The sequence below is a fragment of the Ruminiclostridium cellobioparum subsp. termitidis CT1112 genome (genome assembly GCF_000350485.1).
Taxonomy (GTDB): domain Bacteria; phylum Bacillota; class Clostridia; order Acetivibrionales; family DSM-1351; genus Ruminiclostridium; species Ruminiclostridium termitidis.
In genome coordinates this window covers 172719-193518 of sequence record NZ_AORV01000031.1, presented here as the reverse complement: position 1 = coordinate 193518, position 20800 = coordinate 172719, and the positions used below count along the sequence as shown (strand labels likewise).

20 protein-coding genes, 2 tRNA genes and 1 pseudogene are annotated in these 20800 nt (G+C 37.4%); 15 read left to right on the top strand and 8 right to left on the bottom strand.

What is annotated here, in order from left to right:
* Nucleotides 1-12: 12 nt before the first annotated feature.
* From CTER_RS11410 to CTER_RS11390, 4 genes are all read left to right on the top strand, one after another.
* Nucleotides 13-1140: a TIGR04066 family peptide maturation system protein gene (locus tag CTER_RS11410; protein ID WP_004625650.1), complete on the top strand. Its 1128-nt coding sequence runs from the start codon at nucleotides 13-15 to the stop codon at nucleotides 1138-1140.
* A gap of 35 nt (nucleotides 1141-1175) precedes the next feature.
* Nucleotides 1176-1364: a hypothetical protein gene (locus CTER_RS28815; protein WP_004625583.1), complete on the top strand. Its 189-nt coding sequence runs from the start codon at nucleotides 1176-1178 to the stop codon at nucleotides 1362-1364.
* A gap of 217 nt (nucleotides 1365-1581) precedes the next feature.
* A complete protein-coding gene (locus CTER_RS11400) occupies nucleotides 1582-4164 on the top strand; it encodes an ABC transporter substrate-binding protein (RefSeq protein WP_004625638.1) in 2583 nt (860 codons plus the stop codon).
* Between the two features lie 333 nt (nucleotides 4165-4497).
* Entirely contained in the window at nucleotides 4498-4890 is a 393-nt protein-coding gene (locus tag CTER_RS11390) for a type II toxin-antitoxin system HicB family antitoxin (protein WP_004625549.1), read from the top strand.
* A gap of 154 nt (nucleotides 4891-5044) precedes the next feature.
* Here the strand turns inward: CTER_RS11390 and CTER_RS11385 are convergent.
* Nucleotides 5045-5135 (bottom strand) — tRNA-Ser (locus CTER_RS11385).
* Nucleotides 5136-5396: 261 nt separating this feature from the next.
* Entirely contained in the window at nucleotides 5397-6701 is a 1305-nt protein-coding gene (locus tag CTER_RS11375; RefSeq protein WP_004625496.1) for an HD-GYP domain-containing protein, read from the bottom strand.
* Between the two features lie 360 nt (nucleotides 6702-7061).
* On the opposite strand from CTER_RS11375, the gene CTER_RS11370 reads away from it, so the two are divergent.
* The 5 genes from CTER_RS11370 (at nucleotide 7062) to CTER_RS11350 (ending at nucleotide 10275) form a co-directional block, all read left to right on the top strand.
* On the top strand, nucleotides 7062-7994 hold the full coding sequence (locus CTER_RS11370) for a putative ABC transporter permease (protein WP_242834974.1): 933 nt from the start codon (nucleotides 7062-7064) through the stop codon (nucleotides 7992-7994).
* A gap of 183 nt (nucleotides 7995-8177) precedes the next feature.
* Complete coding sequence (locus CTER_RS11365; protein ID WP_004625643.1) at nucleotides 8178-8561, top strand: GntR family transcriptional regulator; 384 nt, start codon at nucleotides 8178-8180, stop codon at nucleotides 8559-8561.
* Nucleotides 8554-9414: an ABC transporter ATP-binding protein gene (locus CTER_RS11360; protein ID WP_004625581.1), complete on the top strand. Its 861-nt coding sequence runs from the start codon at nucleotides 8554-8556 to the stop codon at nucleotides 9412-9414. Before CTER_RS11365 ends, CTER_RS11360 begins: the two co-directional genes overlap by 8 nt.
* On the top strand, nucleotides 9407-10063 hold the full coding sequence (locus tag CTER_RS11355; RefSeq protein ID WP_004625651.1) for an ABC-2 transporter permease: 657 nt from the start codon (nucleotides 9407-9409) through the stop codon (nucleotides 10061-10063). The genes CTER_RS11360 and CTER_RS11355 overlap by 8 nt, the downstream gene beginning before the upstream one ends.
* 123 nt (nucleotides 10064-10186) lie before the next feature.
* Nucleotides 10187-10275: transfer RNA gene (locus tag CTER_RS11350), tRNA-Ser, on the top strand.
* 440 nt (nucleotides 10276-10715) lie between these two features.
* On the opposite strand, the gene CTER_RS11345 is transcribed toward CTER_RS11350, so the two are convergent.
* On the bottom strand, nucleotides 10716-11192 hold the full coding sequence (locus tag CTER_RS11345; protein WP_004625612.1) for a hypothetical protein: 477 nt from the start codon (nucleotides 11190-11192) through the stop codon (nucleotides 10716-10718).
* A gap of 194 nt (nucleotides 11193-11386) precedes the next feature.
* Between CTER_RS11345 and CTER_RS11340 the strand changes: the two genes are divergently transcribed.
* The 6 genes from CTER_RS11340 to CTER_RS11315 all read left to right on the top strand — a co-directional run bounded on the left by CTER_RS11340 (nucleotide 11387) and on the right by CTER_RS11315 (nucleotide 14764).
* On the top strand, nucleotides 11387-11770 hold the full coding sequence (locus CTER_RS11340) for a GntR family transcriptional regulator (RefSeq protein WP_004625492.1): 384 nt from the start codon (nucleotides 11387-11389) through the stop codon (nucleotides 11768-11770).
* Nucleotides 11763-12623 (top strand): ABC transporter ATP-binding protein, encoded by an 861-nt coding sequence (locus CTER_RS11335; RefSeq protein ID WP_004625607.1) that lies wholly within the window; start codon nucleotides 11763-11765, stop codon nucleotides 12621-12623. The genes CTER_RS11340 and CTER_RS11335 overlap by 8 nt, the downstream gene beginning before the upstream one ends.
* Entirely contained in the window at nucleotides 12620-13279 is a 660-nt protein-coding gene (locus CTER_RS11330) for an ABC-2 transporter permease (RefSeq protein WP_004625483.1), read from the top strand. The genes CTER_RS11335 and CTER_RS11330 overlap by 4 nt, the downstream gene beginning before the upstream one ends.
* 95 nt (nucleotides 13280-13374) lie before the next feature.
* Nucleotides 13375-13920 (top strand): putative immunity protein, encoded by a 546-nt coding sequence (locus CTER_RS11325; protein WP_004625544.1) that lies wholly within the window; start codon nucleotides 13375-13377, stop codon nucleotides 13918-13920.
* 282 nt (nucleotides 13921-14202) lie between these two features.
* Entirely contained in the window at nucleotides 14203-14469 is a 267-nt protein-coding gene (locus tag CTER_RS11320; RefSeq protein WP_004625610.1) for a type II toxin-antitoxin system Phd/YefM family antitoxin, read from the top strand.
* Nucleotides 14459-14764 (top strand): type II toxin-antitoxin system RelE/ParE family toxin, encoded by a 306-nt coding sequence (locus CTER_RS11315; protein WP_004625563.1) that lies wholly within the window; start codon nucleotides 14459-14461, stop codon nucleotides 14762-14764. Before CTER_RS11320 ends, CTER_RS11315 begins: the two co-directional genes overlap by 11 nt.
* A 108-nt stretch (nucleotides 14765-14872) precedes the next feature.
* Here the strand turns inward: CTER_RS11315 and CTER_RS11310 are convergent.
* From CTER_RS11310 to CTER_RS11290, 5 genes and pseudogenes are all read right to left on the bottom strand, one after another.
* A pseudogene (locus tag CTER_RS11310) lies at nucleotides 14873-15067 on the bottom strand (TetR/AcrR family transcriptional regulator); the annotation flags it as partial.
* A 105-nt stretch (nucleotides 15068-15172) separates the two neighbouring features.
* Nucleotides 15173-16696, bottom strand: a complete 1524-nt coding sequence (locus CTER_RS26975) for a sensor histidine kinase (RefSeq protein ID WP_004625661.1) — start codon at nucleotides 16694-16696, stop codon at nucleotides 15173-15175.
* A gap of 82 nt (nucleotides 16697-16778) precedes the next feature.
* Nucleotides 16779-17075: a hypothetical protein gene (locus tag CTER_RS11300; protein ID WP_004625524.1), complete on the bottom strand. Its 297-nt coding sequence runs from the start codon at nucleotides 17073-17075 to the stop codon at nucleotides 16779-16781.
* A 172-nt stretch (nucleotides 17076-17247) separates the two neighbouring features.
* The gene (locus tag CTER_RS11295; protein WP_004625486.1) at nucleotides 17248-18852 is read right to left on the bottom strand and encodes a response regulator; all 1605 of its coding nucleotides are present in this window, start codon (nucleotides 18850-18852) and stop codon (nucleotides 17248-17250) included.
* Nucleotides 18845-20614 (bottom strand): cache domain-containing sensor histidine kinase, encoded by a 1770-nt coding sequence (locus CTER_RS11290; protein WP_004625566.1) that lies wholly within the window; start codon nucleotides 20612-20614, stop codon nucleotides 18845-18847. The genes CTER_RS11295 and CTER_RS11290 overlap by 8 nt, the downstream gene beginning before the upstream one ends.
* Nucleotides 20615-20800 lie beyond the last annotated feature (186 nt).

The following is a 20800-nucleotide window of genomic DNA, read 5'->3' as shown; positions in this document are numbered from 1 at the left end:
GGAGATCATATAATGGTTGCGAACGAGAAACTTTTAATATATCCATATAATTTACAATTTAGTCCCATTTTGAGACACAAATCTTTACAGAAAAAATATGAAATATCTTGTCTGGTAGCACCTAACGGCTGGGGGTTTACAGGGAAAGATGCAGGTGTTGTTGATCGTGGTCCTGATATTGGAATAACGATATCATCGGATTTTGAAAAGTCATTGGATTTATGTGATACAGTAATGTTTATTGATTCGTATTTTCCAATTGACTTTAAAAATATTATGTTTAGCAAAATCAAAATGGCAATAAGATCAAAAAAAAATATAGTATGTTTATTAGAATTAGAAAGCGAAATAATTAAGGAATTGGAGTATATTTGCAACTATGAAGGAGTAAATTTCGCTTATCATGGTGGAAGCCAAAATCTATTAGACGGCATGATAAGTATTGAAAATGAAAGTATAGAAGAAATCAATACTTCTGTTATTTTCGTAGTTGGCATGGGTGAAAGAACAAACAAGTTTGAAATACAACTTGCATTAAGAGAAAAAATTCAAAGGTTAGGCTATAAAATAAGCCAGGTAGGAACAAGGGCCTATTGTGAGATGCTCGGATTTCATTCTTTTCCTTCCTTTATGTATGATAGTAACATTTCAGAAGTCAATAAAGTATTGATGTTTAATAGATTCGTAAGGAAAATTGAAAAAGTTGAAGCACCGGATATTATAATTATCGGTATACCTGGAGGTATAATGCCTTATAATAGACAATTTACTAATAAATTTGGTATGTTTGCCTATGAAATTTCTCAAGCAGTTATACCGGATTTTGTGATATTTAGTTTACTTTATGAAGACTATAAAGTTGATGCTTTCGAAATTTTTAGCAATTCGCTTAAGTATAAACTGGGATTTTATGTAGACGTATTCAACATTGCTAATACACAGTTTGATTGGACTCGGGCATTTGAAGAACAAATATCATCCCATATTTCAATAGATTCTAAGTCTATTAGTGAAAAAAACAAAACTTATAGTCAGTGCAAGAATACTGTATTAAATATTTTAAATGAAGATGATGCTGAGAAAATGGCAAATATCGCAATTGAGAAGCTAAATGAATACAGCAATGTAGAAATTGTATAAATAAGATGCAGGTATATATTGGGGGGATTAGAAATATGGATAATTTATTGACAAATCAAGTAGAAGCAGGTCTATTTAGAATTTTTAAATCTAGGTTTGATATTGATTTTAATGAATTGGGAAAGGAATACTTTTGCAAAAATCTTTTGGGTGAAGATTTTGAACTGGCATCAAGAGATTTATTATATCTTTATTTTGATATAAAAAAGAATTTAACATTATAATACCAGAAGAAGATATTTCAAAAGGAAAGTTTTCCACACTAAATGGTTTAGTTGAGATAATAGCTAATCAATTAATAATTAAACATAATAATGAAGAAATTCAATTTCATGAACAATGTGTAAATAAATAGTAAATAAATTATTGATATCAAAATGGTTGGGAGGATTTACTATATAATATCCATATCATAAAAGCTAAGAAAAAGGTGGGGTTGGTTTGAAAGCTTTAAAAACTTTTTTGGTTTTAATCATAGTAATAGGATTGACAGTAAACACAGCTTGTTTTTCAAATGTAAATACAAAAGATGGAAATGTAAAATTAACAATTTATGTGATGGAAAATGATACCTTTCTTAGGAATGTAATAAGAAAGTTTAATTCAGATCATAAAAAAATCACCATAGAAGAAAAGGTATATTATAGTGATCAATATGAAAAATACTCTGAGGATATCCAAGCCAGCCTATTATCGGATAGTGGTTCAGATATAGTAGTAACATCTCCTGTTAGGATTCCAATGCTGTCAAAGTACATAGATAATAGTTCTTTTGGTGAGTTGGATGACTTATATAATAATGATAAAAACATAAACAAGGACGATATTTATAATGAGATTATGAATTACGGCATATACAAGGGGAAAAGATATCTTATTCCCTTGAGCTATACTATAGATGCTTTGTTTACAACCAGGAGTATTCTTGATGAAAAAGGAATAACTGGCTTGGATAGTGATGTCAGCTGGGAGGATATTTCTCAAATATGCTCTGAATATCAGAAAAAGAATCAAAAAGAAAGCCAATATATACTGTCAAATCTTGAGCCCAGCTCGTTAATAAGAGGGCTTGGCAACAATATAATTGATTTAGAAAACAAAGCGGCAAAGCTTGATACGGCAGCAGTTAAAGAGACTATAAAGCTATATAAAACAATAAATAAATCTGTTATACCAGATAAGGTGTTCTATGAAAAAATAAAAGACGGTGATATATCTGCAATTCTTAGAAATAAAGATGCAATCTTCCTGAATAGTGCAATTACTTCACCCCGGAATTTGCGTTATAATTATTCTTCACTTAATACCGGGATACAGCCCAAAATTTATACTGCATGTACTGTAGAAAACAAGATTTCTCCCAAAGTTACTTTATTCGGTGCCATAAATTCGAAATGTACTCATAAAAAAGAAGCGTACGAATTTATCAGCACACTATTGTCAAAGGATTATCAAGCGAATAATTTTTTAAACGGGCTTCCAATAAGTAAAAGTGCATATGAACAGGAAAAGGATAGATGCATAGAGGAAAAGGCCAATAACTCAATTAAAACACTTTTACCACAAGTGGATGGATATTTGGAGAGGCTTGATTTTTGTAAAATTGAGGATGTCAGACTTTTTGACTTGATTGATACAGAAATACGTGAGCGTGTATCTAAAAATGATAATGATGATAATATAGCAAAGTCTTTGCAAGAAATAGCAGAGAACTATTTTAAGGAAACAGTGGCCGCTGTTTCCAAGAATCAAAGTGAAGCTATTGACACAAACAATAGCATAAAAGCCCAGCTTAGTATAATTTACATGGATTATAACAGCAGGACAAAAAATGCACTAAGAAAATGCAGGGAACTTTATCCGGGAATTGAATTTACCGAGACTGTATTCGGGAATGAACAGTATTCGGAAATGAATACCAAGCTAAGCACAGAGCTGATGGCCGGTGCAGGACCGGATATAATTATCTTTGGTTCCAATACATTTAAATCGCTGTATAAGGTTGCCGGGAGTGGTATTTTTACCGACTTAAATGAACTAATAAGTAAGGATAATGAATTTAACAGAAGTGACTACTATGAAGATATTTTTGATTGTGGTATTTATGATAACAAAAGATTTTACATACCACTGGAATTTTCCATACCATATTTCAGGACAACTGATTTAACATTAAAAAAGAACAATATTGCTATTGAACAATCTGGTTTGACACTTGATAGCTTACATAAGCTGGCTCAAGATTTTATAAAAAATAACGATAATAAAAATAAGAGTTTATTTTGGTGTAACTTTGGATTTCTAACTATGATGCAAATCTCCGGAGACAATTTCATTGATATTAAAAATCGAAAAACCTATTTTAACACAAAGAAATTTATCGATCTTCTTAAAATATATAAGGAGATATATCCTTCCATTGCCACATATGATACTTGTGCCAAGTATAACTCATATATTGATATGACTAAAGAGGATAAGCTGATTATGGCATATGATTTTTCAAATGAATCTCCATGGCAATTGTGGACTTATAATTCCATATATAATGGAGTAATCGGAGATGATATGGATATAATCCCATTAACAAATAATGGAGACTGTTATGCAAGAATTGGAGATTGTATAGGTATAAATTCTTTTTGCAAGAGTAAAGATGCTGCATTTAAATTCATAAAGATAATTCTATCCAGGGATTTGCAAAAAACATCCGACAGCTATGGTAGTTATAACTTAAATTTATTGCTGCCAATTAATAAACAAGCTTATAATGAAGATATCAATAGCTATTTATCCAACAATAGTTCTGGCTTTGGCAGCGAATATCCGGCAAAGGAATTACCAAAGAAACTTGCTGAAAAGATGAATTCGTTAGTTGAAAAGGCAAAACCAGAAAAAGATATGGATATTGAGGTTAGGAAAATTGTGGGAGAGACATTGGAAGATTATTCAATAGGCAAAGCATCTGCTGAGCAAACCGCAAAAACAATAGACCAAAAGGTAACACTATATTTGAATGAATAATAAATTGCTAATAGCGTTTTTAGGGAGATGGACATTATAAAAAATATTTCAATCATTATTGATTTATACGCATTTAATACGTATAATAATTGGTATAAACATCATGTTGGGGTGATAAAGCATGAAACGGAGAGACTTAATAAAAAAGTTAGAGAATAACGGATGGTGGAAACTCCGCGGCGGCGCTAATCACGACATATATACGAATGGGAAAGTAAGTGAACCAATTCCGAGACATGCAGAAGTAAACTAACTACTTGCAAAAGCAATAATCAAGCGACATGGACTTAAATAATAAGTACATCTAAGTGCCTGGAATGGAGGATTGATAGTATGAAAAAAGTATATCCAATTATATTAACTCCGGCGGAACGTGGTTATGTAGCGTACTCACCTGATTTACAAATAAATACGGAGGGGAGTGACATCGCAGATGCAATAGACATGGCGCGTGATGCTATTGGTCTATGGGGAATTACAGAAGAGGACTGCGGCCGGAGCATACCGGAACCGGCAACGATATCATTGGAGCAAATTGAACATAAAGAAAATGATATTGTAACTCTTGTTGATATTGATTTTGCAGCATATCGACGTGCATATGATATGCGTACTGTCAGAAAAAATGTTACACTGCCCAGTTGGTTAAATGCTGAGGCAGAAAAAAATCACATCAACTTCTCTCAGGTCTTACAAGATGCATTAAAGGAACGGCTGAAGGTTTAGGATAATGTCCAAATTTTAACGATATTACAAAGAAGGACTTTAGGCAAAATCAAGCTTTTTAATTAAAAACGGTTTAAGTATAAACCTAGTGTAAGAAAATGACCTATAAACGCAAAAGTGGCTTCCAGAGTCAAATCCTGAAAGCCCTTGATTTTGGCGGAGAGAGAGAGATTCGAACTCTCGGAGGCGGTTAAACCTCACACGATTTCCAGTCGTGCGCCTTAGACCAGCTCAGCCATCTCTCCACATAAAATATTCAATTCGGCCTTAAGCCGCTTTTATATTTTACATTACACCATGGTACTTGTCAACAATAAACTGCCAATAATCATATACAGGTATAACATTCCTCCTGACGCATGTATTGACAGTGTAATTAAACCTGATCAGGTATACAATATAGTTATGAAATACCCTTAACAATAAATTTAGCCGGCTGGATGGCCGGCTGTTTTTTTATCCTTTTCCGATTGGCTGTTAAAGCAATGTGTGTTATGTAAAAAGAATTACTTAATTTGTCCGGATAACTTTAATTGAGAATATGCAAAATCATATTGACTATTCAATACTTCATGGCAGCTAAGAAAGATATTTTCCTGTGAAACCCTTCGTATCTCGTTTATTTCCTCAAGATTTTTATACAGGCAATCCTTTACATCCGGATCCAGACCTTTTGTATTCATTATGATATCAATGGCGGCATTGACGGATAGTGCACGTCGATAGGGTCTCTCTTCGGTCAATGCTGTAAACATATCACTTATGGCCAGTATTCTTGAACCCAAATCAAGCTCATCGGCTTTCAGTCTGAAGGGATATCCGGAACCATCCAGCTTTTCATGGTGAAAGGCCGCCCAGTTGCGGACTTTGCCAAGGCCGGGTATGGAATCTATAATTCTGTATGTATGGTATGTATGGGTTTTAATAATATTATACTCATGCTTGTCAAGAGGCCCCGGTTTCTCCAGAATCCTTTCAGATATGGCCAGTTTTCCAAGATCATGCATCAGGCCTGCACAATGCATAAGCTCACAGTCTTCTTTGCTGAAGCCCAGCTTTGAAGCCAGACTGCTGGCACTGGTTGCAACTCCGATTGAATGGGTGGCAGTAAATTTGCTTCTGAAGTCGATTATCCTGTGTGCTACATTGGCAAACTCCAACAAATTCTTGTTGTTCAGGGTTACCAGGTAGGAGGACATTTCATTCTTGATCAGTTCATCAATATAGGGGTTGACAATATCAAACCAAAAATATGGCTTGGGGGCAAGAGCTTCAAATGCCTCCACAACTTCCGGCATAAACATTGTACCTTTACATCTTTCAACCTGATTGAGGATGAATTTTCTCTGATCAAGGATTTCCTTATTTCTATTGATAAGTATATCAATTCTGTCTGCCAGGTGGAGGACATGACTGGCTATAGGTATTTCATCAGTATGAAGATATCCTTCGTCCTGTTCTTCCCAAAAAACATGATGGAATTTGATTATTTCGGCAGCAGCCTTCAATTCTTCAGAATCACTGAGAATAAACCATCCCTTATAGCCATGGGAATGTCTCTGTATTGACGAATTTCCGTAATCAAATTCGAATAAGGAGTTTCTTTCTGACACATTTACAGCACCGCAGTCATGCAGCAGGCTTGCCAAAACGATATCTTTCAGCTCCCGGTCTGAAAAATTCAGTTGCTTTGCTATACTGAATGCAATATATGTGACTCTCTTGTGGTGATTGGTCAAGCTGCGGTCAATTAAATCAATTGCGCCTGAGAGGGATAAAACCATATTTATAATTGGAATTTGAAGATCCATTTTACCACCTTTTATTATTTTATATATTAAATTATGACATAATATAGAATTATTTTACTATAAACCTATTGCATTTGGAATGAAATTTCAGATGAAATATCCATAAAAATGCTGGGCTATAGCTGGTAAAGTTGTATATACAGGTTTTATGCATTTTTTCCGATACAATACATTTAAGGGTATAGATTCCACGAGTTCTTCATGATATCATCGGTCACCATTTTTCAGACTTATTTCAGACCTTAATATTACAAATTAATACATTTTTCTTCATTAACCTATAAACTTTAATCAAAAAATTTCGTATAATTTATATAAATAGCTGAGGGATGTTGACAGGGGGGAATCCGATTGCAGGAAGTGGAAAAATTGTTTGTTTATTTTACCATTTACAGCTTTATTGGATGGTTTTGTGAGGTTGTATTCTGTTCCTTTTTATCAAAAAGAATTGTAAACAGAGGTTTCCTGGCGGGGCCTGTGTGTCCTGTGTACGGATTCGGAGCTCTTTTTATTATATGGCTTCTGGAACCTGTGGCCTTTAGTCTGCCGTTCGTTTTTATAACCGGTATGGCAATTACAAGCATTATTGAGTATACAACAGGCTGGCTGCTTGAGACTTTTTTCGGAACAAGATGGTGGGATTACAGTAATAAGAGGTTTAACCTGCAAGGCCGGGTATGTCTGGAGAATTCCATTTGTTTTGGAATGATGGGCGTCCTGCTTATAGAGGTCATTCATCCAATAACCGAAAAGCTGGTTGGGAACATACCCTATTTCTATTTGATGATTATAGACATTTTATTATTTGTAGTTTTTATCGTGGACAGCATCTTTACGCTTAATACGCTGGTAAATCTTAATGAGCGGCTCAGGAAGCTATATGAATTCACAGAAGAACTCCGTAAAAATACCGATATTCAGGAATGGTTCAATGAGCGGGAATTCCTGAAAAGCTTTGAAAAGCTGAAAATCATCATAGAAGAAGGCAAGGCCGGTATAAATCAAAAGATAGAAATAGGCAGAACAAATCTTAATAATAAATTGGAGGAAAGTAAGGCAAGTTTAAATCAGATAATCGAAGAAAGTAAAACAGGCTTTAATCACAAGTTTGAGGAGAGTAAACTGGAATTTAATAAAAAGCTGAGGGAAAAGTTTGAAGCCCTAACTGCCAAAAGAGGCAGCGGACACAGGTTAATCAAAGCTTTTCCTGGAATGCGCAGCGTCAGGTATAACGCTCAGCTGGGCCATTTGAAGGAAGCTCTGAAAGAATTGAAACAAAAGGTGACCAAGTAAGGAGCGGCTGATATTTAAAGCATTTGCTGAAGTAATAAAAAAATTAATATTCAAAACACCTGCTGTTATGGGCCTGCAAGCATGCAGGCTTTTTTACGGCTTTTTATTGACAGTGCTGTCATTGATGTATATACTGTATATGTAACATATATAACAGTATATACATCCGAACGGAGGATATAAGTGAAAATTATTATTTCAAATACCTCGGGTATACCCATTTATGAACAGATAAAAGAGCAGATTAAAAGTTCCATTCTTTCGGGGGAAATAGAAGAGAATGAGCTTCTGCCCTCCTTGCGCCAGCTGGCCAGAGATCTGAAAATAAGCGTTCTTACCACGACCAGAGCATATACCGAGTTGGAGCAGGAGGGATATGTGACAAATGTTCAGGGAAAGGGCTGCTACGTTATGGGAAGGGGCTCTGAACTGATCCGCGAACAGCTGCTGAGAGAAATAGAGGATAATCTGGTTTCGGCGATTAGATCAGCAAGAAGGGCGGGCGTATCAGAGGAAGAACTTGTAAAAATGCTTGGAATACTTATGGAGGAGGATGAAAATGAGTAATGTTATAGAAATAGAGGGCCTTTGTAAAAAATATAATAAATTTACCCTGAACAATATAAGCCTTTCATTGCCTGAAGGGTATATCATGGGGCTCATAGGGCCAAATGGGGCGGGCAAGACTACAACCATAAAACTTATGCTTAATATGATAAAAAAGTCAGGCGGAAGTATAAAAATCCTTGGTATGGACAGTATTGACGACCAGGGCAGGATAAAGGAAAACATAGGAGCCGTATTCGATTCCAGTTATTTTGTACAGGACTGGACTGTTAAGCAGGTGGAAAAATCCATTGGTATTTTTTATTCAACCTGGGACAGTAAAAAGTTTCATAATATGATTAAAAACTTTGGTCTGGATAAAAATAAAAAGGTTAAAGAACTTTCCCGGGGAATGCAGATGAAATTAATGGTGGCCTGCGCGTTGTCCCACGATGCCAGATTGCTGATTCTTGATGAACCTACCAGTGGGCTGGATCCTGTGGCCAGAGATGAATTTCTTGATATTTTATCTGAATTTATACAGGACGGTAAAAGAAGTGTTCTGTTCTCTACCCATATAACCTCTGATTTGGATAAGATTGCCGACTATATTACATTTATAAATAATGGTAATTTATTTTTCACCGGGTCAAAGGATGATTTTATAGACGGTTTCAGGATGGTCAAAGGGGGCAAAAATGACCTCGGCAGAGAACAGGAAAGAATGCTTATGGGTATAAGGAAGTATTCAACGGGCTTTGAAGGATTGATTAGGACCAGTGATATCAAGAGCTTTAGTAACATGAGCTGTGAACCTGTTTCAATAGACGATATTATTATTTTTACCAGCAAGGGAGGCAGTAATAATGAATAATGTTATAAAAATGATAAAGCTTGATATTTCGTTAATCAAACCATATTCCAAATCACTGCTGATAGTTTTTCTGGTTCCGTTGATTGTAATATTCGGAACACAGGATATAATTTCAGGAGTTATATTTTGTATGAGTATTATGGCAATGACTTCAAGCTACACCTTTTCCATAGCTGAGAAAAATGATCTCAACAGGCTTTATGGATTACTGCCCGTGACCAAGAGAGATATTGTGACAGGCAGATATATGTTCTCAGCACTTACAGGAGTTATTGCCGTCTTATTCGGAGTGGTAATGAATGTTGTAATTCTGACATTTACAAAAAAATCATTTTCATATCAGGATATGGTAATAGCAGTAAGCGTGGGATTGATGCTGTATACACTTTTTACGGCGATACAACTGCCGGGGTTTTTCAAGTTTGGTGCCATTAAAGGCAGATTTATTACTTTCATCCCTTTTATAGGAATGTTTCTGGTCGGGGTTATAGCTAAAGGTGTCAGTCCGGAAAATCTACAAAAAATTCCTGATATTGCTGTATTAAATAATGTCTCAGCCTTTTTTGCAGTCTCGATTTTGCTGGATATCGTAATTTACGGCATTTCAATGGGATTTACTCAGAAATTGTATGATGGAATGGAGCTATAACTTTCCTACTGAAAGAATATGGAAAAATAAAAAACTTGAAACACCGTGGTTTTCCGTGTAGAATATATATGCTGAAGTTAGTTGACATACAATATAAACAAGTAAACGGCTTTAGCTGATTTTGGAGAGGTATCGAAGAGGTCATAACGGGGCTGACTCGAAATCAGTTTGACGGAAACGTCACGCGGGTTCGAATCCCGCCCTCTCCGCCACAATTTGTCTGAAAAGCCTGATTTATCAGGCTTTTCAGCGTTTTATACATAAAATTTTAGTGCGTTTGCGGGCTTTTTTCATTATAATTTTTCAATAAAAAAGAGTTTCCTCTTTTTTATCCCTGCATTGCTTCTATTAATTTCTTTGTTCCTACTTGGGCTTACCTTCTGTTTCTTTCCTAATCATAAATTGATAAACCGAATCATGCACATCCTTTGTTGTTTTCAAACACTTCATGGTTTCATATCCTATTCTTCGTAGCAGAGATGAACCTCGCTTTGATATGTGCCATTAGTTCCTATGAATTGTCCGACATCCGGAATTTCAATATTGGGATAATACATTATTGCTCTTCTCGTAATGGTTATCCCTTTTAGCTGTTAATTTTTATAAATCTAATGATTAGTGGTGTTATTTATAAATATAGGCTTTATAATATCTAATACTCTTTTCCTGAGCCTGATCTTGGTGGCTTTACAGAACTCCGCTTACAAGAAATATCCAGTAATTCTATCTGCGTATATACTTCATTTACGTTCTTATTAATTGCATCACAATCAATTCCCCTGGCTTTTAACTCATCCATAATTTCAGACACAGCTTTTGCATATTTTGCCTTATGCTTGGCATTAAGCTCTGTCCAATTAACCCCTTTAAAATATTCAGCTATAGAGCGGTCTAGTTTTAATTTGCCTTGTAGCATCAACACGGCTATCATCGGGTATCCAGCATAACCGCCCCAATAGGATGCATTATCATTTGAAGTATATATACCATCTTTCCAGGTAACTGTATATTCTTTCCCATGGTTTGAAGATATCACTTTGGCTGAATCAGTGCTTATTATCACACGATTGTCTGCAATGGCACTATAGGCTTCGTGTATTTTTTCTATTGGCGGCATTTTATTCATCATTTACCTCTCCTTTATATTTATATTTTTATCACATATCTTTTAGAAAGTATATTTCATTCTGTTGCACAGGTTATGGTTTTAACCATTTTTCTATTATAGCAGATATAACTTGACGTATAGAACATTAAGTGTTATTATCAAACAAGTACAGTAAATACGGCATATTCAGTTGCAGTGAGGTGGTGATTTTACGATTGAGAGTTATAATCAGGAACTCATCAGGTGTTCCGATTTACGAGCAAATCAAGGAGCAGATTAAAGAGGAGATTTTAAGCGGAGAGCTTCATGCCGATTATATGCTGCCTTCAATACGTCAGCTTGCCACCGACTTGAAAGTGAGCGTCGTCACTACAACAAGGGCGTACTCTGAGTTGGAGCAGGAGGGTTATATTTACAATGTGCAAGGCAAAGGCTGTTTTGTATCTTCGGTAGACAGCGAACTTGTAAGAGAGCAAATGCTCCGTAAAATTGAGAGTGGATTCAGTATTGCGATTAAGGCGGCTAAAATCGCCAAAATCTCGCATGAGGAGCTGCATGAGCTGCTTGAATTTACTATGGAGGGAAATCAATATGAATAATGCTTTGGAGGTCAGGAACCTCTGTAAAACTTATAATGACTTCTCGCTGGATTCCATTTCGTTCACACTGCCCGCCGGATACATTATGGGGTTTGTCGGGCAGAACGGTGCTGGGAAAACAACGACAATACGGCTTATCCTGAATATGGCTAACCGAACGGGAGGCGAAGTCAAAATTTACGGCTCGGACAACATAGAGGACGAGCTGACAGCAAAACAGGAATTGGCGGCTGTTTTTGACGAAATCTTCTTTGTGGACGTGTGGCGTATCCGCGAAATTGAAAAAATTGTAAAGGGCTTTTACAGCAAATGGGACAGCGGGCAGTTTGCCGCTTATATGAAAAAGTTCAAGCTGTCTCCCGATAAAAAGGTCAAGGACTTGTCGCGAGGTATGAAATTGAAACTGATGCTCGCGGTGGCGATGTCACATAACGCTAAACTGCTCATATTAGACGAGCCGACAAGCGGTCTTGACCCGGTGGCACGCGACGAGTTACTTGACATCTTGCGCGAGTATATATCCGATGGAGAAAAAAGTGTGTTCTTCTCGACGCACATCACATCAGATTTGGAGAAAGTCGCAGATTACATCACGTTGATTGACAACGGTAAGGTGTTCTTTACCGGCACAAAAGACGACTTGGAGGCGTATTTCCTCATTGTGAAGGGCGGCGCCGACGACCTGACGGATGCCCTGAAGTCGCAGCTAATCGGACTGTCGTCAAATGCTGCCGGCTTCAGCGGACTGCTTTTGTCGTCAAAGTCGGAAATGTTGTCAGACCGGCTTGTGACGGAAACGCCGACGATTGATGAAATTCTTGTGCGTATCAGCAAAGGGGGGGGATCGAAATGAATAGAGTATACAATGCCGTAAAACTGGACCTGTACACCGCAAAAAGTTCCTTACCCACATTTGCCATAGCTGTAATCGCCGTTATTTTTATTGGCGCGGTGACAAAGCAGCCGTCAGTTATTACGGTGATAGCGATGATGTTTGCTACAGCGTTAGGCAGCACAATATTTCAGATAAACGAGAAAAACAACCTTGACAAGCTCTATGGCGTACTGCCGCTTAAAAAATTAGAACGTGTGCTGGCACGTTATCTATATGCTTTGATTTTGGGAATCTGCTGTACGGCTATTATGGCGATTGCCGCCATGATTCTATACCGCGCTTTGAATATTACAATGGAAACATTACCGTTCCTTGCCGTTTTGGGATTTTCATTTGCGTACTATTGTTTTGCGGTGGGCATATCCTACCCGATTTTCACACGATTTTCTTTTTCCAAAGTCTATATCTTTACGATGGCTCCGATGTTTATTCTATTCTTTCTGCTGATACTTCTCTCCAAACAGCCGGGCTTTTTAACTGATATGAGCAAAGCAGTACAATTTTTCTCTGCTCATCAGTATCTATTAATATTATGCTGTGTCGGCGTGGGACTTGTTTTCCTGGCTATTTCTCTCTCGATATCCTACTCGCTGAGCAGGAAAAAGGAATTATAGTGGAGGATAGGTTGAAAAAGTTTTCTCATAGTTAATGTGCAATCATATAATTGGAAGTATCATATAATGGGAATTTATCTGTCAGAGGAGAAAATATGAATTGGATTAACGAAGTGCAAAATAGAGTTAACAGAAAAAATAAGGTTCTTTTTGCTAAAAATAGCGAATTTTTAGCTGATTTAACCGCATTGATTCAAGAACAAAATCATCGGACAATGGTCTTGTGGGCATTTGAATTTGCCGATGAAACCGTTCAAAAGTTGTTTGAGCGTTATCCGAACGAAAAGCGACTTGAATCCGCTGTGCTGACATCAAAAGATTGGGCTGCTGGTAAAGTGAAAATGCCCGTGGCCAAGCGCGCGATTTTGCAGGCTCACGCAGTGGCAAAGGAAATCGACTCTCTTGAAGATATAGCTTTGTGCCATGCCATTGGGCAAGCTTGCGGAGTAGTTCATGCGAATGGACATGCTATCGGATTTCCAATCTATGATTTAACAGCTATAATCAGGAAATATGGTGTACCGGAATGCAAAAGGGTTGTCGAGGAGCGTAAGCAACAATATATTGAGCGAATATATTATTGGCGAGAGCATTATAAAGCCTATCCGTATGAATGGGCAGATTTTATGATGGCGGATTGATTTTGCAATTTTGAGTAGTTATTATTTTAGAAAAAGGAAAGATTGGCAAATTTCAATCTATTTATACGATTTGGGCTTTTCCATTAGGATTGTCTTCCTTTATCTTCAACACTACTTTTCCGAGGGAGTGATCCTTCCGGTCCAGCGTATTGGAAAGTGTCTTTCTTATAGGACAGGTTACGGTTCATCCTCCTTAAGAGTAAAACAGCTTAAATTGACTAAATTCTTGTAAAAATGTATATAATAATGCTATAATAATGTACATGAGAGGAGGCGTAAATCATGCCCCAAATCAGACCGATAACTGATTTAAGAAACACCAATGAGATCTCCGATTTGTGCCACGCAAAGAAGGAGCCGATATTCATAACGAAGAACGGCTATGGTGATTTAGTTATTATGAGCATCGAAACCTTTGATTCTATGCTGGAAGACCGTGAACTCGACACGGCTATCGCGGAGGCTGAAGCCGAGTATACTTCCGATGACCAGCTTATAGATGCAAGAGAAGCTCTATCGAGCTTAAAGAGGAAACAATTTGGAAAATAAATATTCAGTAAAGTTACTGCCTCGTGCATATCGCGATTTGGATGGTATATATACCTATATTGCTGAAACGCCAATGGAATCCGGCATCGCTGTAAAGCTGGTGGAGTCATTGGGAGAATCTATTTTCAGTCTGGAAAGTATACCACAGCGCGGAGCGCTAAGAAAAACAGGCGCTTATGCCAATAAGGGATACCGCCAGCTTTTCGTGGATAATTTTACTGTTGCTTTCCGTGTTGAAGAAACGAAAAAGAGGGTTCTCGTTGTTACAGTACGATATTCAAAAAGCCGGTTTTAATTGGGCGATGCAAAACTATGCTAACAAATATCCTGAAAATATTATTTTGTTAGCATTTTCTTCATAACACCCGTGAAAACTCACGGATAACGACTCGAAATCATTTAACATGCGGGCATTTATAGCACCCATTATATCTTCTTTGGATTTAAAATGATGATAAATTGCACCTTTGCTTAAATTGCCCAATTCATTGATAATGTCTTGAACCGTTGTATGTTCATACCCTTTTGTCATGAATAATTTCATTGCTGTATCAAGGATACGGTTTACAGTTATCTCTGGATACTTATTACGTGCCAAATTTTATCACCTCACCAAAAATACAGACTGTTAGTATGATTGTATATTGCAGTATTATTATGTCAAGGTAGCCGGTTAAGGACTATAAACGTAAAATTGTGATTTTTATAAATAAATATCAGAGAACTCGATTTTCACTTTTTCAATTCTGCCCAGTTCATCTACGGCAGCTACTTCTGCTTTTGCCCCCTCAATTGTATAGGAGGGGAGTTCCACAATAAATTCACTTCCCTCCCCAACCCGGCTGTTTACGTATATCATACCCTTATGCATATCAATAATTGATTTAGAAATTGACAAACCTATACCGCTTCCCTCTGAACTCTTGGTAAAGGATCTGTCCACCTGCACCAGCCTGTCAAAAATAGCAGATTGCAGCTCCTCAGGTATCCCTATCCCCGTATCTTTTACCGATATTACTACATAATTATCCTGCTCGAACATATTTACGGTGATGTACCCTCCGGGAGAAGTAAATTTCATGGCATTTGAAAGCAGATTCAAAATAACTCTTTCTATTTTATCCAAATCAATTGCAATCACTTTTTCTTCCATCTCGGTATCGAATATCAGAGAAATATTCTTATTTTTAATGAGGCCTGCGACAGACAGGACAATATCTTCGGTGGCTTTGACAATATCCTGGTTGTCAAGCTGCAGATTCATATTTCCGCAGTCAATGGTATTTATATCTATGATGTTTGTTACAAGACGAATTAGTCTGTAGCAGTTCTGCTTTATTGAGGACATGTATTTTTTCATGCAGGAAGCGGAAATGGGGGACTGGTCATCCTTGAGTTTATACTCCAGCAGCTGCTCGGCAGATAATATAACGTTAATAGGGGTCTTGAATTCATGAGAAATATTTGCAAATAAAGATATCCTGAGTTTTTCAAGCTCAAGTGTTGAGTTCATTTTAACAAGTTCGTCGGTTTGCGACTGAACCTTCCTGATAAGTTCTTCGTTAAGAGCGTCAATTTCCTTATTTTTATCTGCAATAATCTGCTGGTTTATGACATGTCCGCAAAATGTCCAATAACTTATGATGGAAATAAATAAAGAAATTATAACCATAAAGAAAGAATTGGTTATATGTCCGTAAAGTATCGTTTCAGGGATACCTGTAATCAACATGCCGATTAACAGGGATATGAAAGCGGACGGGAATAGAACAAGGCTTTGGGCAGGAGGCATAATGAGCAGGGCGGACATGCAGAACAGGGTTAACAGATAGGCCGAAATCTGGCTGTGTATGAATTGGGCATTGAAGGACATCAATTCAGACCAAATGATCATGACAATATTTATGGACAGGTTAATATATTTATAGTTATTCAGGTTTTTTATTTTTATATGATATAAAGCAAGATAGAATAATAGGATGGGATACAGGCTTAAATGCAGGTAGAACACGTTCTTATAGGCAGACTCAGCCAATTTGCCTCTGAAAATCAGAATATCGGTCAGGACCAGAATACTGTTTGCGAATAATAGAACCCATATTATATTTACAATCCTGACAATGTTAAGCCTGAGAATCTGTTCATTTATTTCTTTGGAATACTTTTTGTACAGCTCTTTAGGATTCTTTAATACAAGTACATTACAAAGAAGATTATATATACCCATAATAGCGTCTCCTTCAAAATAAATTTGAACACTTAATTATGAGTTCTACATTATAATACAAATTCCTCTACTAATTGGTAATTTATCCAATATTTTTTGTAGGCTGGCCGACAGCTTTTTGAAGTTTCAGGATTCCTGTTTTGTTGTCCCACTCGTTGAGATAGCAGGGATACTGGTTACCGCACGTTTTGCACTCAAGGTACTGATGGGCGTCTTTCTGCTCTCTTTTATCAAACATAAAAGGAAGAAATTCCCCTGTATTTTTAAAGCCGGGAGCATCAGAGTCTATGTTGTACGAGTAGACATAGGTTGCTTCGTACTTTATTAGAAAATTATGGCCTTTACAGTTTGGGCATTCCAGAAGCTGTTCATCATTCATTTTATAAATCCCTCTTAACCTGTGTAATCAATGTCTAGGTAATCAATGCATATGCAATTAATACATATGTAATCGATACATGTGCAATCAATATGTATTAACATGGCCCAAAAATTAAAAAGTTATTCAATTTTCAAAGGCTCAAATACCTGCTGACCTGACCTTTAAGGGACTATTTCTTCAATTTGTATTCTGCAAAAGGAATTCCAACAATTTTTTTAAAGCATTTTACAAAATAGTTCGGATCGGGTATTCCCACGAACTGCGCCAGCTGATATGCCTTGTAATCCTGAATTTTAAGCAGGGAAATGGCTTTTTCCATCCGTATTTTTATAAGATATTCTGAGAAGGACACTCCTGTACCCTTTTTAAAAATTCTGCTTAAATAACTTGAGTTGAGATAAAATTTATCTGCAACCAGCTTAAGATTCAGATCATAATTGCTGAAATTTTCATCAATATAATTTTTTATCTCGGACACCATGGAGTTGTTTTTACTGCTCAGAGCTTCGTTAATAAGCTCGCAGGCCTTTTGAACCATGGCGGTTACGGCATTTTCTATGTCTGAATATTTATCGTATTTAAATATGCCCAGGACCATCTCACCTGAAAGCGACAGGTCGGCCATATATGAAATTTTCATCTCGTTCAGCAGCTCCTTGATATAAGTACTGATGTTTATGGCAGTTATTTTTACGCCGTCCAGGTCATTGATATTTTCCTTGGCATAGTTATAAAGCAATTCTTTGGTATAATGTGCCGCCCGATCTGTCATACCGGACTTGATGGCCAGCTTCATATTTTCGATGGAGGAACTGTTGTTGAATATTTTGCTTTCATACCCTGTGACCTGCACGTCGGCATAGGTTATTTCCTCCCCGGTGATATAACACGTATTCAGGGCATTGAGAGCCTGATTGTAAGAAATGTGCACATTTTCGATACCTGTTACGGCTCTTCCTATTCCGCAGTATACAACTGTGGAAAGCTGTTCCTTAAAATATGCCGCAGCATATTCGGAAATATCGTTAAGAGAGATATTTCTGTCATTGCCAAGTAAGACTATATTGCCGTTTACATCTGTAAAAACATAAGCCCTGCCCGACGGACAATAATTGTTTTTAATGTGGGAACAGCAGTTTTGGAGCAGAACCTGTCTTTCCAGGTTGGAATATCTGTTTTTTTCCATGGCAATATTAATAAGTGCAATCTGGCAGGTATTATATTCGGAATCAAAATCCAGTTCAACCATCTCGAATTCCCCCGGCTCAAAAGTAAAGCCGGGTCTGTTGGGGGATATGAGATCATTTAAAACTTTGTTTTGAAAGACACCGATATTATTCTTGAAATACTGGTGTGACAGCTCCAGCTCACCCAGCCTGAGTCTGTGTGAATTAATCCTGCCGGCCAGCCTTGAAAGAGTTTCATTGAGCAGTGCCTTATCAATGGGTTTTAGTATGAAGTCTGAAACGCCTATTGAAACAGCACTTTGTGCATATGAAAACTCGTCATGGGCAGTTAGTATGACTATGGCCATATCCGGATGCATTTCCTTTACAGCCTTGCTCAGGGCCAGTCCGTCCATGTACGGCATTTGGATGTCTGTAATTATTATGTCGGGTAATTCACTGTCTATAATATCCAGTGCTTCAAGACCGCTGGTGGCATCGCCGATGGCCTGAAGGCCCAGCCCCTCCCAGTCTATGGACATACGTACAAGACTTCTGGTGTTGCTTTCATCGTCCACAATAAGTACTTTTAAAGCTCTGTTATTCATGACTGCCCACCTCCACAGGAATTTTCAAAATTATTTTTGTACCCTCATATTTTTTACTCTCAACCTTGTATATATCATTTGTTCCATAATGGATTTTAAGACGCTGTATCGTTCCCCGGAGGCCAAAACTTGACTGATTTCTGGCCAGATTTTCATCGGATATGGAGTTTATTTCGTCCTCATCCATACCAAGCCCGTTATCTTGGACTGAAAGGAAAAGGTAACCCGCAGCCAGGCTGGCGGATACAGTTATCAGGCCGGGTTCACCGCTGGGCCTGATGCCGTGGTAAATGGAATTCTCAACCAGGGGCTGCAAAATGTTTTTTAAAATTTTTATATTGAGAGTGTTATCCTCCACCTTGTATTCATCGTTTATCATATCGCCGTACCGCAGCTTCTGGAGGGCCAGATAGTTTCTGATAAGCCTTATTTCGTCAGCCAGGCTGATGGTCTCGGAACCTTTGCTCAGACTGATCCTGCAATAGCTTCCCAGAGCGTTGACGGCTTCGTACAGCGTATTGTTATTGTTTTGCAGGGCCAGAAAGGCAATATTATCGAGAGTATTATACAGAAAATGCGGTTTTATTTGTTCGTTGAGCACATCCAGTTCGAAACGGCGCTTTTGTTTTTCCTCATCCACCAGCCTGATAATAAGATCGTTAATGTGCATTATCATCAGGTTGTAATTGTTTTTCAATTCGCCTATCTCATCATTCCCCGTGTTATAGCTGACCCTTTTGAAGACGCCGTTTGCAACTCCCTGCATGGATTTGATCAGCTTTTGAATGGGCGCGGTAATGAGCCCGGAAGTAAACAGTGCCGCCAGAATAAACAATAAGAGGGTCACAACTATAAAAACCATGTAGACGACATTCAGGGTTTTAATTTCGGGTGAAGTAAATGACAGGCTGGAAAAACTGATTATCCTCCAGCCTATGTCCTCCAGACCCAGCGTGTAGATATAGCTTTTTTGATTATTTACCGTCTCGATGCTTTCGGAGCCCTTCATGTCACGCGAATACTTCAAGTAAACAGGATAACCGGGATCATCCTTGATAACCGGACTGTTGTTTTTATCCAGGAGGATAAAAGTGGAGGAGCCGCTTTTGGTGGTCTCCTTGACAATGTCGAAAACGCTGTCCTCTGAAATGTTCAGTACCAGGACACCTATGGGAGTTATACTGTCCAGATCATTCAATATCCTCATAACAGATACCAGGTTCTTGCCGGAGGTCGTTTTGAGTGTATTATCGGCGTTGATGCTTATTTTATAGCCTCCGTTGAGAGTCTTAAGCTCATTGAACCAGGGCGCCAGCCGTACATCCTCCACTGTTGAAACGGTAAGAAATTTTGTAGTTTTCAGCGATGAGCCGTGAAAATCATAAACGTAAATGGAATCGATATTCGGGGAGGTGATATGAATACTTGTCAAAAACTCATTAACGCTTTTTGTCAGAGCCAGCCCCGGGTCCTGCGTATGCAGATAAGTCCTGACAAGGGAATTTGTTGTAAGGATTTTTGATACGTTGTTGGCACTGCCTATCAATGTGTCAATATTTTTTCTGATAAGCTCGGTGGTTTCATGAGAGCGCTGTTTTACCTGGCTGACGGTTTCATTGTTAATGATCTGTATATAAATTATTATGCTGATTCCAATATAAAAAAGCATAAATGCCATAAATATTGAAAGCATTTTACGCCGGATAGAAAAATCCATAAAGGCAGACTTTATTTTTTCCATAATATTCATAATAGGTTTCATTAATAACTCCGTGTATTTTGCGAATAATAATTTTGTATAATGTTGCTATTATACCATAAGATTCAATAAAATTAGTTTGCCTTTTTTAGAGGAGTTTTATAAAAATATTTGTGAAAAGGTTAATTAAAAGTAATAATATTGCACAATGAAAGGTAACCATTTTACGTTTACTTTAGGCATAATTAC

Excerpts from the sequence above, each read along its gene's own strand:
- CTER_RS11390 (WP_004625549.1), top strand. The coding sequence starts at position 4,498 with ATGAAAAAAGTATATCCAATTATATTAACTCCGGCGGAACGTGGTTAT.
- CTER_RS11345 (WP_004625612.1), bottom strand. The coding sequence starts at position 11,192 with ATGATGAATAAAATGCCGCCAATAGAAAAAATACACGAAGCCTATAGT.
- CTER_RS11375 (WP_004625496.1), bottom strand. The coding sequence starts at position 6,701 with ATGGATCTTCAAATTCCAATTATAAATATGGTTTTATCCCTCTCAGGC.
- CTER_RS11410 (WP_004625650.1), top strand. The coding sequence starts at position 13 with ATGGTTGCGAACGAGAAACTTTTAATATATCCATATAATTTACAATTT.
- CTER_RS11335 (WP_004625607.1), top strand. The coding sequence starts at position 11,763 with ATGAATAATGCTTTGGAGGTCAGGAACCTCTGTAAAACTTATAATGAC.
- CTER_RS26975 (WP_004625661.1), bottom strand. The coding sequence starts at position 16,696 with ATGGGTATATATAATCTTCTTTGTAATGTACTTGTATTAAAGAATCCT.
- CTER_RS11295 (WP_004625486.1), bottom strand. The coding sequence starts at position 18,852 with ATGAATAACAGAGCTTTAAAAGTACTTATTGTGGACGATGAAAGCAAC.
- CTER_RS11320 (WP_004625610.1), top strand. The coding sequence starts at position 14,203 with ATGCCCCAAATCAGACCGATAACTGATTTAAGAAACACCAATGAGATC.
- CTER_RS11360 (WP_004625581.1), top strand. The coding sequence starts at position 8,554 with ATGAGTAATGTTATAGAAATAGAGGGCCTTTGTAAAAAATATAATAAA.
- CTER_RS11355 (WP_004625651.1), top strand. The coding sequence starts at position 9,407 with ATGAATAATGTTATAAAAATGATAAAGCTTGATATTTCGTTAATCAAA.
- CTER_RS28815 (WP_004625583.1), top strand. The coding sequence starts at position 1,176 with ATGGATAATTTATTGACAAATCAAGTAGAAGCAGGTCTATTTAGAATT.
- CTER_RS11300 (WP_004625524.1), bottom strand. The coding sequence starts at position 17,075 with ATGAATGATGAACAGCTTCTGGAATGCCCAAACTGTAAAGGCCATAAT.
- CTER_RS11290 (WP_004625566.1), bottom strand. The coding sequence starts at position 20,614 with ATGAAACCTATTATGAATATTATGGAAAAAATAAAGTCTGCCTTTATG.
- CTER_RS11325 (WP_004625544.1), top strand. The coding sequence starts at position 13,375 with ATGAATTGGATTAACGAAGTGCAAAATAGAGTTAACAGAAAAAATAAG.
- CTER_RS11330 (WP_004625483.1), top strand. The coding sequence starts at position 12,620 with ATGAATAGAGTATACAATGCCGTAAAACTGGACCTGTACACCGCAAAA.